Source organism: Streptomyces sp. NPDC003011 (genome assembly GCF_053591515.1).
On the sequence record NZ_JBSFTY010000010.1, the window covers coordinates 50,922 to 64,597 of the forward strand.

Here is a 13,676-nt window from a genome sequence, read left to right on the forward strand (position 1 = left end):
CCGCTCTCCGCTGCCCCGCGGGTTGCCCGCCCCGAACGGCCGGAAACCGGAACACGATGGCCGGATCACGCGCGACGGCCACCCGCCGGTCACGAGGGCGCCAGGATCTGGATCCTCCCACCCCTGACGCCCGCACGGACTCCACGCCGCGCGGCCACGCCACCGCCGGTGCACCCGTTCCGTATGCGCGGCCCGGCGTCAGTGGAGTCCGTAGGCCCGGGCGAGTACGCCCACGGTGGCGGCCATGGCTCGGCGCAGCTCGGCCGGTGCGACGACCTCCACGTCGATACCGAGCCGCAGCAGCTCGCCGCAGGCGTGATCGGTGCTCTCCGTCGGGATGACGGCCTCGATCCACCCGTCGTCGCCGACGGCGGTCGCGGTGGAGTCGACTGCCCGCACCACCTCCGGGGGGACGTTGTCGGGCAGGCGTCGGCGTCCTCGCGGGGACAGGCGGACGGTGGCTGTGCCGGTGTAGCGGCGTGTGTGGAAATCGTCGAGGTAGGACGTCCAGTACGCGCCCAGGTCGAAGCCCTGCGGCCGCTCGAACCGCTCGTCGCTCAGCACCGCGTCCAGGACCTGGGCGGCACGGTAGGTCGCGATCTGGCTCTCCGCGGCGGCCACGAGATACCAGACACCGGATTTGAGCACCAGACCGTAGGGGAGAAGGCGGCGATGCACCTCCTGCGGCGCGCGCCAGCGGCGATAGCGCACGTCCACCGCCCGCCGGGTGAGCACCGCGTCGACGAACAGGCGCAGATGCGGCGTCTGTTCGGGCTCCCGATACCAGCCGGGAGCGTCCAGGTGGAACACCGCCGCGGTCCGCGCCGCCTCGTCACGCAGTCTCGCCGGCAGCGCGGTCATCAGTTTCAGCCGTGCCGCCGTCACCTCCGCCGCCAGGCCCAGGTCGGCGGCGGGCCCGGGCAGTGAGGCGAAGACCAGTGCCCGGGCCTCACCCTCGCTCATCCCGGTCAGGCGGGTGCGATAGCCATCGAGCAGCTGATAGCCGCCCGCGCGGCCCGCCTCCGCGTACACCGGGACCCCGGCGGCCTGCAGGCGTGCCAGGTCACGGTAGGCGGTCCGCACGGACACCCCCAGCTCGTCGGCGATCCCTCGCGCGGGCATGCGGCCACGGGATTGCAGTAACAGCAGCAGTGACAGCAGGCGACCGGCAGACATGGGCGCGATTCTCCTCCGAAAACCCTGACAGCACCTGACACACGGTTCCCTTAGCGTCGATCCAGGTCCGGCTCCCACCGAACGAGCCGACCTCATGCCCGGACAAAAGCACCGAACAGGAGTCCGCCGTGCCCCGAACCGATCCCGTCGGCCGCCCCGCTGTGATCGAGCTCCGCCAGTACACGCTGCGTCCCGGCCGGCGCGACGGGTTCATCGCGCTGTTCGACCGGGAGCTGGTGGAGACTCAGGAAGAGGCCGGGATGGCCGTGCTCGGCCAGTTCCGGGACCTCGACGATCCGGACCGCTTCGTCTGGCTGCGCGGGTTCGGGGACATGGAGGGACGGCGCCGCGCGCTGACGGCCTTCTACGACGGACCCGTCTGGGCCGAGCACGGCCCCCGGGCGAATGCCGCCATGCTCGACTCCGATGACGTCCTGTTGCTGCGACCCCTGTCCGCCGGGAGCGACTTCTTCGGCCGCCCCTCCGAGCGCCCCCGGGCCGGTGCTCCGGAACCGGACCGATGCGTGACCGTCACCCTATGGTCCTTCCCTCCCGGACGGCACGACGGCATCACGCTGATCCGGGACGGTCTGCTCCCCGTGCTCCACGACATGGGAACCGCGCCGCTCGCCGTCCTGGCCACCGAGACAGCGCCCAACACCTTCCCGAGGCTGCCGGTCCGCACCGGAGAGAACGTCGCCGCGGTCGTCACCTCCCACCCCCACGAGCGCGCGCGTGACCAGCACCTGGCCGAGGTGCGGGCCCACCCCCTCGCACGGGACGAGATCCTGCCGGGCATCGAGCGGGAACAGACCGCAGCCCCCCGGACACTGCGACTGGCGCCCACGAGCCGCTCGCTCATCGCGTGACTCCTGACCGGCGGCGGCACGACCACCGGCGGCGGAACAACAGACGGTTCGCATGGGCGCAGTCATGGCCCGAGGCGTGCACGGCGAGTACGGCCATGCGTGCGTCGGCCGGACGCCGATCATGTGACCGACTCAGGGCTGAGTGCCGCCAAAAGCTCGGTCTGCCGAACGTGAGTCGCCGTCAACGCCCGCACGGTGGCCCGTACTTCCACTGAGGGAAGTACTGCCGCCATTCGGCGCGGACGATCGCGGGGAAGACCGTGTCGCAGATCCGGGCGGCGACGCGGTCGAGGTCGGGGTCCCAGAGCAGGGCGGTCCAGTCCTCGCTGCCGGTGGCCAGGGTGCGGCCGTCCGGACTGAAGGCGAGGGTGTCCACCGCCTTGGTGTGGCCGGTCAACAGCGCCGGTTCCCGGGCCTCGCCGTCGGCTGTCAGCTCGTACAGCCGCACCTTCTTGTCCGAACTCGCGGCGGCGAGCTGCCGGCCGCGCGGGCCGAAGGCGACGGACATGACGCCGTCGGTGTAGCCGGTGAGGCGGCTGCGCAGGAGTGGATGGCGGGGGTCGTCGAGGTTCCAGAGGCCTACGGTGCGGTCCTCGCTGCCGGTGGCCAGGGCGCGCCCGTCGGGCGTGAAGGCGACCGACTTCACCGCGCCGGTGTGGCCCCCGAGGACCGACAGACGGGCCGGGTTCCGTCGGCGGGTGACGTCCCACAGGGTGGCCGTGCGGTTCCGGCTGGCCACGGCCAGGGTGCGGCCGTCGGGGGCGAAGGCCACGGAGTCCACCGCGCCGGTCAGCCGCAGGGCGGACAGCGGGCGAGGACGGCGTACGTCCGGCGTGTTCCACAGACGTACGGTGCCCTGCTCACCGCCCGTGGCCAGGGTGCGCCCGTCGGGACTGAACGCGAGCGTGTTGACGTGGCCGATCCTGGCGGGGACCGCCTTCAGCGGGCGGGTGCGGCCTGCCGCTCCCAGGGCCCACAGACGGAGGGTTCCGTCGGCGCTGGCGCTGGCCAGGGTGCGGCCGTCGGGGCTGAAGGCGACCGAGTTGACGGGCCCGGTGTGGCCGGCGAGCAGGGACAGCTGGCGTGGGCGGCGGCGGTCGGCGAGGTTCCACAGACGCACGGTGCGGTCGTAGCCGGCGGTGGCGAGCAGCCGTCCGCCGGGGCTGAAGGCGACCGAGTAGAGCGAGCTGGTGTGGCCGGTGAGGGCGGGGCCGGGCAGGTCCCAGAGACGGGTGCTCTGGTCCTCGCTGCCGCTGACCAGCGTGCGTCCCCCCGGGCCGAAGGCCAACGCCCTGACACCTCCGGTGTGTCCTATGAGGGCCGCCGCCTCGCTCGCGGAACCGGCGGGGCTCACGTCCCACCGCCGTACGGTGCCGTCGGTGCTGCCAGAGGCCAGTTGACGTCCGTCGGGGCTGAAGGCGACGGCGTTGACGGCGTCGGTGTGCGAGGTGAGCGTCTGAGTCCGGCGGGGCCGGTCCGGGCGGGCCACGTCCCACAGCCGTACGGTGAAATCGGCGCCCCCGGTGGCGAGTTGACGTCCAGAGGGGGCGAACGCCACCGCGTTCACCTGGCCGGTGTGGCCGGTGTGGCCGGTGTGGCCGGTCGGGCCGGCCTGGTCGGTCCCGTCGGCCCCGCCGGACTCGGCGGTCCGGGCGGTCGCGCCGGTGTGTCCAGGCACAGCCGACAGTCGCCGCGGCCGCCCGTCCGACGTGGCCGACTCCCACAGTCGCACCGCCCCGTCCCCGTGCCCGGTGGCCACCGTTCGCCCGTCCGTGTGGAACGCCACCGCGGTGACATCGGCGCCGGCGTCCAGCGTGACGAGGGCGCGTGGCCGGCGGAGGTCCGACAGCCGCCACACCCGGATCCCGTCACGAGCGGCGGCCTTGAGGGTACGTCCGTCGGGGGCGAATCCCACCCCGACGACCGGACCGGCGCCGCCCGGCAGCCGCGCCGCCAGCCGGGATCGCCGTACGTCGCCGATGTCCCAGACCCCGATCGTCCCGTCCTCGCCCCCGGCGGCCAGCAGCCGCCCGTCGGGGCTGAGGGCGACCGTGCGTGCGGTGCCGCCGAGGCGGCCCAGCGTGACCGGCTCGGCCGGCCGGTGCGGATCGGGCACCCGCCGCAATCGCACGGTCCGATCGGCATCGCCGGTGACCAGGACGCGGCCGTCGGCGCTGAACGCCAGCGCGGTGACGATGCCGGGCCGGCCGGTCAGCTGGGTGGCGTACGGAGTGGCGAAGGTGCTCAGTACGCTGCCGCGTGCCTCCGGAGTGGGGGACAGCCGGTAGGCGCTCAGGCTCAGCTGGGCGGCCAGAGCCGGGTTGACCGGCCGCAGCGCTGCGGCCTGTTCAGCGACCCGCTGGGATCCGGCGACGTCGCGCTGCCGGTCCGCCGCCCGCTGCGCCCGTACAGCGAGGGCCGCGGTCGTGGTGGTCAGCACGAGCAGGACGCTCAGCAGTCCCACGCCCAGGCGCCCCAGCCGGGCACGGCGCCGCACCGCCGCGTGTTCCGCCTCCCGCGCGGCGAGACCGGCGTCGAGGAATTCCCGTTCCTGCGCGGACATTGCCGTACGGTCGAGCGCGGCGGCCAGGGCGAGGCGGGTGCCGCGGTACAGCGCGCCGGGCTCCCGCGCCAGCGAGCCCCAGGTCTGTGCCGCGTCGGTGAGGTGGCGCGCGGTCCGGGTCGCCTCGCGGTCCTCGGTCAGCCAGCCGTGCAGCCGGGGCCAGCATCGGATCAGCGCCTCATGGGCCAACTCGACGCGCTCGCGGTCCAGGGTCAGCAGCCGCGCGCCGGCCGCCAGGTCCAGTACGGCACGGATCTCCGCGTGACCGGCCCCGGCCAGCCCGTCCAGCTCCTCCAGGCGGGCCGGGCGCCGGGTGTCCTCCGTCCCGTCCCCGAGAGCGGTGAGCCGTACGAACACCTGCCGTGCGAGCTTCTGCCGCCCCGCGTCCAACTCCTGGTAGAACTCCTCGGCGGTGCGCGCGAGGGCGCCCTCCAGGCCGCCCGCCGCCTCGAACGCGTCCAGCGTCAGCGCGTTGCCCCGCCGTCGCCGCCAGGTCTGCAGCAGGGCGTGCGACAGCAGCGGCAACACGCCGGCCTGGCCGTGCGCCTGCGCGACGAGCGTCGTCAGCAGCGCGCTCTCGACGGTCAGCCCGGCCCGCTGGGCGGGCTGCACCACGGCGCGACGCAACTCGTCCAGGTTCATCGGCCCGACGGGCACCTGCGCGTCGCGCATCGCCTCCACCAGGAGCGCGTGGTGGGTGCAGTGCGCGTAGAAGTCGGCACGTGCTCCCAGGGCGACGCGACATCGGCCACCGGCGTCCGAGGCGGCCAGGACGAGAGCCGCGATGAAACGGTCGCGTTCGCCCAAGTCCTGGCAGAGGGTGAAGGTCTCCTCGAACTGGTCGACGACCAGGACGAGTTCGCCGTCGGCGGCACCTGACCGGGCGGTGATCTGCCGCACCACGCGCCCGAGATTCTCCGGGTCGTCGCTGAACTCCCCGTACAGGGCACCCGGCATGAGGTGCGCGATCGCCCCCAACCGCACGGCGCACTCCTCCAACGGCCGCTCCCCAGGCGTCAGTACGACCACGGTCGTGGCCGCCGCCTCCTTCAGCCGTGGCACCAGCCCGGCCCGCAGCAGCGACGACTTGCCGGATCCCGAGGCCCCCATCACCACCACGAACCGCTGCCGCTCCAGCCGCCCGGCCAGCTCCTCCAGCAGCCGCTCCCGCCCGAAGAACCACTCGCAGTCCTGCTCCCGGAAGGACCGCAGCCCCGCGTACGGAGGAGCCGCTCCGACCTCGCCCCCCGCCCCGGACTCCGGATCCGCCTCCCCCAGCAGTCGCGCGACCTCCCGCCACCGTTCGCGCCACCGCGCAGTGTCCCCGTCACAGGCCCGCACGTAGGCCAGCGTCACCGCCAGCGTCGGCAGCCGGTGCCCGGAGGCGGCGGAGGACAGGGTCGAGATCGAGTAGTGCGCCCGTTCCGCCAGCCTGCGGTACGGCGGATTCCCCGCCTTCCGCCTCAACTGCCGCAATCCCGCGGCGAACTCGGCTAACGGACCCTCCTCCGGATCCAGCGGTCGCTCTCTGCGCGGCATCGCCGCACCTCCCCGATGTTCCCGCAGCTCCCCGTGCATCCCCGTTGCCACCGTGTCGCAGCTCGCGCGGCTGGTCGCATTTTTCAGGACTTGTTTGTTCGACACCAGGCTCCGAACACGAACAATCCGCGAGCGGCTACATCTGGCAGCACCGATCCAGACCAGAAGCAGGGGGACGCACATGCAGCACTCCAAGCGCAGAACACTGCGGACGATGCTCGCCGCACTGGGTGCCACCGCGGCCGCCGTCGCTCTCTCGACGGGCCCGGCGACAGCGTCGGACGCCCGGTTCCCGACACCGAGGGGGGCCGGTGCCACCGCGCCGGCATCGGCAGCCGCGGGTTGCTGGGGCACCGGTCCGACGGTCACGGACTACTACGGCCACACCTTCACAACGCAGTACTGCCACAACTACCAGGCAGGCAACGTCGTCCGGGCGAATCAGTCGTCCCCGACCATCAACAGCGGCTATCTGTACGCGGGCGACAACTGGTTCGCATGCCAGGCCCAGCTCAGCTGGGAGAACCCGCCGGTCGGCAACGCCCGCAACAACTGGTGGCTGTGGACTCAAGGCGACGTGGGCTACTCCGAGGGCGGCTGGGGCTGGTTCCCCGCCACCAAAGTCTCCGGCGGCGGCAACTACGAACCCATCCCCGCCCTGGACTACTGCGTGTTCTGACCGGCCCAGGACACCGTGCGCCATCCCCACCATCGTGATCCCGGCATTCCCTGGAGGAATCTCGTGACCCTCATCAAACGGCTCGCCGTCATCGGCGCGGCGGCCGCCTCGATCGCCGCCGCCGGCCTGGCCACGGCTCCCAGCGCCTCGGCCGACACCTACAACGGGTGTGTCTGGCCGCGCGTCTGCTTCTACCTCACCGACGCCGACTGGGCAGCGGGTGTGCCGACCGCGGCCTACCAGGACATCACCAGCGCTCCCCAGAACCTCGGATCCCGCAGCTACAACTCCGAGTGGGTGTTCAACTCCCGCAACGACGACGGCGCGCTCCTGTACTACACGAACGGCCAGACGCGCTGCCTGTACCCGAACAACTGGATGGACAACAACGACTGGGTGGTGAACAGGATCCGGATCATGGACTCCCCGACCTGCTAGAGACCCCCACGGTCTCCGTCGGGGCCGCCCGGCCAGGCGTCCGGGCGGCCCCGACGGCACGGTGGCGGAGAGTGCCGCGTGATCGCTCCAGGCGGGAGTCGGCAGCGGGAGCCTTCGAGGCGCCCCGCGGCGGCCGGCGAACGCGTCACCGTCGGCATCACCCTGGCCGACCACCCCGGGGGCAGGAGCGCGGTGAGAAGTGCGATACTCGCAAAGGTCCACATTTCATACTTTCCGGGCTCAATCATGAGCATGGCGACGCCCGCGCTGTTGATCGTCCTGCACCGGTCGAAGACGTGATCCTGGTGGAGCGGTGACAGGCCGGCTGACGGCTCGTCGAGCAGCAGCAGCTGGGACTCCGTCATCAGGGCGCGGGCCATCGCGAGCATCTGGCGTTCGCCGCCGGACATCGCACCGGCCTTCTGCTTGCGGCGGTCGGCCAGCACGGGAAAGAGTTCCTCGACCGCCGTGACCCGCCGCGCGTGGTCCCTGGGCCGCAGATAGGCCCCCATCCGCAGGTTCTCCTCGACGGTCAGCGTGGGAAACACGTTCTGCAGCTGCGGTACGTAGCCCACGCCCCGCCGGACCAGCTCGTGCGCGGGCCGGCCGGTCACGTCCTGGCCGCGCAGCCGTACGGTTCCGCCGCGCACCCGCAGCAGCCCGAAGACGGCCTTGACCAGTGTCGACTTGCCGGCGCCGTTGGGGCCGATCACGCCGATCACCTCGCCCGGCCGCACCTCGACGCTGCATCCGCGCAGCACGTCGACACCGGGGGACGTAACCGGCGACGATGTCGTCGGCCGCCAGCACCGGTGCCTGCTCCTCGGCGGACATCGCTACTCCTCCTTGCCCTTCTCCCCGCTCTGGTCCTCGGTCGTCTCCGGCTCGTCGTGCCGCTTGCCCAGGTAGGCGTCCACGACGGCGGCGTTCCGGCCGATCGTGTGCGGCGGGCCCTCGGCCACCAGACGACCGTCGGCGCGCGAACTTGTACGCGTAGACGTTCCTGCCGAGGCTGCGCGCGGCGACCTCGTCCTCACGGATCGACCGGATGACACGGCCCCACGGACCGTGGATCAGCAGGGCGAGCAGACATCCGACCACGAGCACCAGCGCCCATCCGGCGATCATCACCCAGAGGTCGCGGGAGCTGAACCTCACGAGCCACACGCCGTAGGTGCCCGGCTCGATGGGGCTGAGCGCGTGCAGCGCCCACCCGTACTGCAGGTCGACCGGGAACCACAGGGTGGACATCTGGGCGACGACGCCGATGACGAGGCTGCCGGCCATCGCCCCGTAGGCGGAGCCGAGACCGCCCAGGACGATCCCCGCGAACATGAGCAGCAGGAGTTTGAAGCCCATGTCCCAGGTGACGATCTCGACCAGGCCGAAGAAGACCCCGCCGAGCGCGGCCAGTCCGCCGCCGAGCATCCACACGAACAGCACCACCCGCCGCACATCGATGCCCGACGCCTCCGCGAGGTCACGGTTGGCGGAGACGGCCCGGACGGCCGTGCCGATCCGCGTCCTCTGCAGGAGCGCGGCGATGGCGAGCAGCACCAGCACGGCGAGGAGGGTGACCGTGAGGTCCCGCGGGGTGATGCCGGCGGGCCCGAGGCCGATCGTGCTCTGGATGTCGTACTGGGCGTAGGAGGCGGACCGGGTTCCGTACAGCACGAGTACGACGTGGCGCAGCACCAGCGAGCCCGATGGTGACGATGAACATGTTGATCAGCCCGGTGCCCCGGGCCCGCAGCGGGCGCCAGATGCCGCGATCGACGGCTCCGCCCAGCAGAGCGCCGAAGACCACCGCGGCGAGGGCGGCGGGAATCAGGTGCCAGCCCGGACCGGCGGGGGAGACGTTGAGGAAGAACGCGAAGGTGGCGCCGATCGTGACGAACTCACCGTGCGCGAAGTTGATCAAGTGAATGGTGCCGAAGACCAAGGAGAGTCCGACCGATGTGATCGCGATGACCGAACTGGATACCGTCGATCAGCGCCTGCAGAGCGCGCGCGGCGAACGTGGGGCCGCGCGGGACGTCCTCACCCTGTGCCCGCGCGGAGATCACGGGCATCATGACGAGGACCAGGGCGAGGCCCGGTACGAGCATCCGCTGATAGCGCATGGCGGTTCCGGTATGTCATGAATGGCCCTTATGGGCCCAGTGTAGGTGCGGGTCGGGAGCGGCGACACGGGTAGCGGGCCACACATGGGTGCCCATGGGAAGCGAAGGACGCGGGATGGGTGACAGCGGGGACATCGCGAGTGCGTACAACGACGACAGTGTGCTCTTCCGGGTGTTGCGCCACCTCGGTTGGGACAGCCTGGCCAACATCGGCTACTTCACGCCGCCCACCCTGCCGTTCGCGGCCCTGACCGGGCCGGTGCCCTTCCAGCGCCGGCTGGCCCGCCGGTCGCTGGCGCTGCTGGACGCCCGGCCCGGACAGCTCGTCCTGGATGCCGGATGCGGTCGCGGTGACACCACGGCACGGTTGGGCGCCTCGGGATGCCGGGCGCTGGGGGTGGACATCCAGCCCGCGCAGATCGACCAGGCGCGTCACCGGTTCGGCGGCCGTTCCGGCGCGCGGTTCGCCGTCGCCGACGCCACCGCCCTGCCGGGGCAAGCCGCGCAGATGCCGCTGAGCGACGGTTCCTTCGACCGGGTGCACTGCCTGGAGGCCGCCTTCCACTTCGGCCACGAGGGCCGTAGGTCATTCCTGAGTGAAAGCTTCCGGCTGCTCCGCCCAGGAGGCCGGCTCGTCCTCGTGGACGTCACCTCCCGCACGGATCAGCCCATCGAAACCTTCGACCCGGACGGTCTGGTACGCGCGACCTGGCACTTCGACGACATCGAACCCTACGAGCGGTACCCGCTGATGGCTTCCGCCGCCGGCTTCACCACGCACCGGATCCTGGACTGGACCACTCCCGTCCTCCATCGGGCAGCCCAGCTCTGTGCCCTGTTCGCCGCCACCGCGTCCACCCGGACAGGCCGACAGGCCCTGTGCCTGCGATGGCCGGGCCTGAGAACTCTCGACGCACAGGACTGGGACGAGGTCATCGCCGTCGTCCGAGCCCACCGGGCCATCGAGCGCGTCACGCGCTACACGGCGTACGTCTTCGACAAACCCGCGGACGGGACTGCACTGTTTTCCGCCAGCGCGGCGGAATGAGCGCGTCGTGCCGGCGGTCCCGTCCGGTCTGGGCAACGGATGCCGCGGTGTGGCTTGCCTGACGCGAGGCATTCCAAGCGCCGCAAGCAGCGAGTCCCAGTTCCTTGAAATGCGGCTGACATGGCGACCGCACTTCACCAGCTCGATCGTTGGTCCACGCGAAACTTCGGGACCAGAAGCCGCTTCAGTCATTGACGGTCCAAAAGGTGCTCCATAGCCTCCTCACGTGTCCGACTCCTGGCCGGACGCTGACCGAGAGGACGCTGTCGGTGAACTCCCTTCGCGACACGCCCGGAACAGACCGGCAACCGTGGCCGCCGCAACCTCGGTCGCGGCGTCGTCCCCCGAGGTTCGGCGGGCTGACACCCGCTTACGCGATGCCCACCCGACCCCGTCCGCACGCCCCGGAACAGGCGAACGCCGTCCTGCCCCAGCACGCGGCGGAACCCCGGGGGGACGCGCCCGATCACCGCCTGGGAAGGCGACGGACGAACCGGTCGGCGCCCTGAGGCGGGTCTGCGGCCACGGCATCGCGTCCCACCGGGTGCCGGCAGAAGGCCGTACGAAGCCTCTCCACCACAAAGGAGTCCGCATGGCAACACCGATCAGCCGTCGCACCGTTCTCGCTGTCGGCGCGGGCACTGCCGCCGGGCTGTCCCTGCCCGGCACCACCGCGTCCGCCCACGGCCACGCAACCACCAGCGTGAGATTCACCTTGAACGGGCGGGTGCTCGACGGTGGTGAGCAGATCACGTCGATCACCCTCAGCACAGCCCGGCTCGGCCCGATCGACCCGGCCAGTCTGACCACCGGAACCTTCAGCGTGCACGCCAAGGCCACCAGTCCTGTCCCCATCGCCGACGGTGACGTCATCTTCGGCGAGTACGACCTCGACCGCACGGTGACCGCCGTCCGACTCGACCACCGCGGCGACACCGTGCTCGACCTGAGCCACGGTGAGGGCCGGACCGGCGGCAGCACGCTCGGCTACATCGCGGGCAGGGGCCGCAACGTGCTGCTCGACCTCGACTACACCCTCACTCAGAACGCCCCGATCGTCTCACGTGGTCGCCGCTCGATCACCATCACCGACTTCGTGCAGGGCCGTCGACCTTCGAACCCCGAGGTCGACGCGTTCAGCTCGCACATCTCCGGCTCGGGAATGAAGTACCGGCTGTACTCGCCCACCGGCTCCCGTCCCTCCCGGCGGGGCAAGCACCCGCTGATCGTCTGGCTGCACGGTGGGGGTGAGGGCGCCTCATTACCCGACAACTACTACGACAACGAGACCACGCTCCGAGCCAACCGCGGCGCCCTGGGCTTCGCCACCCACCAGGCGCAGAGCATCTTCGACGGCGCCTACGTGCTGGTCCCGCAGAGCACCTCCGCCTGGATGCAGGACGGCCCCCGCTTCGCGCCCCTCATCCACGAGATCATCGGCGACGTCACGCGCAGGAACCGCATCGACCCTGACCGGATCCACGTGGCCGGCTGCAGCAACGGCGGCTACATGAGCATGAAGATGACCAGTGTCTATCCCGCCTTGTTCGCCGCTTCGGTGCCGATCTGCGGCGTCGTCACGTCCTTCCCGTCCGGAGGCGCACCGCTGATCCCCGACGGCGAGCTGGCCAAGATCAGCACCCCCAGTTGGCTCGTTGCCTCCCGGGACGACCCCACCGTGGACCCGCAGGCCAACACCGTCCATGCGCACGACCTCATCCCCGGCTCGCTGATGACGCTCTACGACCACGTCACCTGGGACGGTTACCGGTTCAACGGCCACTGGTCGTGGATCTACGTCGCCCGCAACGACCCCAGCATCGACGGAACCCACATCTGGCAGTGGATGGCCGCCCAGCAGCGGCACTGACGCCAAGCCCGGCACCGACGCCGGTCGACGGACGGTACCGGGGCAAGACCGAGTACGCGCCCTTCCCGCCCCGCGCGGGCGTACGCGCCACTCCGCCGTCGACGTTGCCTTCGCGCAGCTGTAACCCCGGGACGGGACGGCTGTGAACAGTCCGATCCCGGTCCGGAGTCCCAGAGGCGTCGCAGGGACTGCAGCGCCGCCGGCCGTCTTTCGGCTCTATGCAGGGCGGGGGGTGCGGGACCGGGGTGCGCAGGGATCCGTCGTCAGGGCCGGACGGCCCGGCTCTCTCGTCGCGGTGTGGGCGGGCTCCTCGGGGTGCGGTGCGCGGCGTCCGTCTCGCGCACCGTCAGGCTCCTCGTGCGGAGCCTGGGCCTGGGCCTGTCCATCGTCGACTCCATCGCCAGGGCCCACGGCGGGGCGATCACCCCCACCGCCGATCCCGCCGGCGGACTCGCCGTCCGGGTGGACTTCTCCGACGCGACCCGGCCCGGCCCGGCCCGACTAGACCTGACCTGACCTGACCTGACCTGACCGGGCGGAAGTGCGCTTCCGCATCGGTCCCCGGAGCCCGCCGACCCGGGGCCGGATGCCACGACGAGCAACTGAAGCGGGTCGCAGCTAGGCAGCCCAGGATGTGAAGGGCTCGGGGAGCTCATGGAGGTGATCGAGCGGTGTACCCCCGCTCGCCCAGTCGTTGGCATCGTCGGTATCCGTCGCCCAAGTAGGCGTCGCCCTCTGGCTGTTCGGTGCCGGCCCGGTCGGTCCGGCGCAGTGGCTGGGCTTCAGACGGCTGCTCTGGTCAGCCTGGGCATGGTCGTGGGGAATGCAGACGATCGGGCAGCTGACGGTGCTGCCCCGGAGCCACGGTGCTGCGGATCCTGGGACGGCCCGGCCGCGCTCACCGGGCCGCCTGCGTGCTGGTGCCGTAGGTGTGGGGATCGACGGGTTGCTCGGCCTTGGGCAGGTGGGCGACGACGAGCAGGTAGGAGTCGGTGACGAGTTCCCTGGCGAGCTTCTTGTCGACGCCTGTCCCGCCCTCCAGCGTGATCCAGTGTTTCTTGTTCATGTGGTAGCCGGGGGTGATGTGGCTGTTGTGTTCCCGGAGCGCGCGGGCCTCATCGGGGTCCGCCTTGAGGATCACGATGGGGCGCCCGGGGACCTCGGTCATCAGCATGAACACCTTGCCCCGTACCTTGAAGACCTCCCAGTCCGGGCCGAAGGGATGCTCCAGCTGCGCTCCGGGAAGTTCCTCCGCGCACTGGGCGGCGAACGTCTGCAGGGTCGATCCGTTCATGGGTGTTTCCTTTCTCAGGTGGTGGTGGTGGTGGTGGCGGCGGGCTGGGGCGTCGGCCACGGACGCGGACGGCACGT

Annotated in this window: 13 protein-coding genes and 1 pseudogene; 7 read left to right on the forward strand and 7 right to left on the reverse strand. The window is 71.4% G+C overall.

Annotation, left to right across the window (positions count from 1 at the left end; all coding sequences use genetic code 11):
- Nucleotides 1-198: 198 nt before the first annotated feature.
- Nucleotides 199-1,176 (reverse strand): helix-turn-helix transcriptional regulator, encoded by a 978-nt coding sequence (locus tag ACWD0J_RS07635; RefSeq protein ID WP_451494837.1) that lies wholly within the window; start codon nt 1,174-1,176, stop codon nt 199-201.
- 128 nt (nt 1,177-1,304) lie between these two features.
- Here ACWD0J_RS07635 and ACWD0J_RS07640 point away from each other — a divergent pair, with 128 nt between their 5' ends.
- A complete protein-coding gene (locus tag ACWD0J_RS07640; protein WP_451494838.1) occupies nt 1,305-2,045 on the forward strand; it encodes an NIPSNAP family protein in 741 nt (246 codons plus the stop codon).
- Nucleotides 2,046-2,226: 181 nt separating this feature from the next.
- Here the strand turns inward: ACWD0J_RS07640 and ACWD0J_RS07645 are convergent, their stop codons facing one another.
- Complete coding sequence (locus ACWD0J_RS07645) at nt 2,227-6,147, reverse strand: nSTAND1 domain-containing NTPase (protein ID WP_451494839.1); 3,921 nt, start codon at nt 6,145-6,147, stop codon at nt 2,227-2,229.
- A gap of 181 nt (nt 6,148-6,328) precedes the next feature.
- Between ACWD0J_RS07645 and ACWD0J_RS07650 the strand changes: the two genes are divergently transcribed.
- Both ACWD0J_RS07650 and ACWD0J_RS07655 read left to right on the forward strand, forming a co-directional pair.
- Nucleotides 6,329-6,826 (forward strand): hypothetical protein, encoded by a 498-nt coding sequence (locus ACWD0J_RS07650; RefSeq protein WP_451494840.1) that lies wholly within the window; start codon nt 6,329-6,331, stop codon nt 6,824-6,826.
- Between the two features lie 63 nt (nt 6,827-6,889).
- Nucleotides 6,890-7,264: a hypothetical protein gene (locus ACWD0J_RS07655; RefSeq protein ID WP_451494841.1), complete on the forward strand. Its 375-nt coding sequence runs from the start codon at nt 6,890-6,892 to the stop codon at nt 7,262-7,264.
- On the opposite strand, the gene ACWD0J_RS07660 is transcribed toward ACWD0J_RS07655, so the two are convergent.
- The 4 genes and pseudogenes from ACWD0J_RS07660 to ACWD0J_RS07675 all read right to left on the reverse strand — a co-directional run bounded on the left by ACWD0J_RS07660 (nt 7,261) and on the right by ACWD0J_RS07675 (nt 9,206).
- The gene (locus ACWD0J_RS07660) at nt 7,261-8,025 is read right to left on the reverse strand and encodes an ABC transporter ATP-binding protein (protein ID WP_451494842.1); all 765 of its coding nucleotides are present in this window, start codon (nt 8,023-8,025) and stop codon (nt 7,261-7,263) included. The genes ACWD0J_RS07655 and ACWD0J_RS07660 overlap by 4 nt on opposite strands.
- Nucleotides 8,026-8,100: 75 nt before the next feature.
- Nucleotides 8,101-8,226: an ABC transporter ATP-binding protein C-terminal domain-containing protein gene (locus ACWD0J_RS07665; RefSeq protein WP_451494843.1), complete on the reverse strand. Its 126-nt coding sequence runs from the start codon at nt 8,224-8,226 to the stop codon at nt 8,101-8,103.
- 325 nt (nt 8,227-8,551) lie between these two features.
- Nucleotides 8,552-8,863: pseudogene (locus tag ACWD0J_RS07670) on the reverse strand (ABC transporter permease subunit); the annotation flags it as partial.
- Nucleotides 8,745-9,206 carry a hypothetical protein gene (locus tag ACWD0J_RS07675; RefSeq protein ID WP_451494844.1) on the reverse strand — a complete coding sequence of 154 codons (462 nt, stop codon included), beginning with the start codon at nt 9,204-9,206 and terminating at the stop codon, nt 8,745-8,747. The pseudogene ACWD0J_RS07670 and the gene ACWD0J_RS07675, both read right to left, overlap by 119 nt.
- On the opposite strand from ACWD0J_RS07675, the gene ACWD0J_RS07680 reads away from it, so the two are divergent.
- From ACWD0J_RS07680 to ACWD0J_RS07695, 4 genes are all read left to right on the forward strand, one after another.
- Nucleotides 9,193-9,408: a hypothetical protein gene (locus tag ACWD0J_RS07680; RefSeq protein WP_451494845.1), complete on the forward strand. Its 216-nt coding sequence runs from the start codon at nt 9,193-9,195 to the stop codon at nt 9,406-9,408. The genes ACWD0J_RS07675 and ACWD0J_RS07680 overlap by 14 nt on opposite strands.
- 94 nt (nt 9,409-9,502) lie before the next feature.
- Nucleotides 9,503-10,435: a class I SAM-dependent methyltransferase gene (locus tag ACWD0J_RS07685; RefSeq protein ID WP_451494846.1), complete on the forward strand. Its 933-nt coding sequence runs from the start codon at nt 9,503-9,505 to the stop codon at nt 10,433-10,435.
- Nucleotides 10,436-11,027: 592 nt separating this feature from the next.
- Nucleotides 11,028-12,305, forward strand: a complete 1,278-nt coding sequence (locus tag ACWD0J_RS07690) for a prolyl oligopeptidase family serine peptidase (protein WP_451494847.1) — start codon at nt 11,028-11,030, stop codon at nt 12,303-12,305.
- A 297-nt stretch (nt 12,306-12,602) separates the two neighbouring features.
- Nucleotides 12,603-12,821 carry a hypothetical protein gene (locus ACWD0J_RS07695; protein ID WP_451494848.1) on the forward strand — a complete coding sequence of 73 codons (219 nt, stop codon included), beginning with the start codon at nt 12,603-12,605 and terminating at the stop codon, nt 12,819-12,821.
- Between the two features lie 382 nt (nt 12,822-13,203).
- On the opposite strand, the gene ACWD0J_RS07700 is transcribed toward ACWD0J_RS07695, so the two are convergent.
- A complete protein-coding gene (locus ACWD0J_RS07700; RefSeq protein ID WP_451494849.1) occupies nt 13,204-13,599 on the reverse strand; it encodes an MmcQ/YjbR family DNA-binding protein in 396 nt (131 codons plus the stop codon).
- Nucleotides 13,600-13,676: the final 77 nt, after the last annotated feature.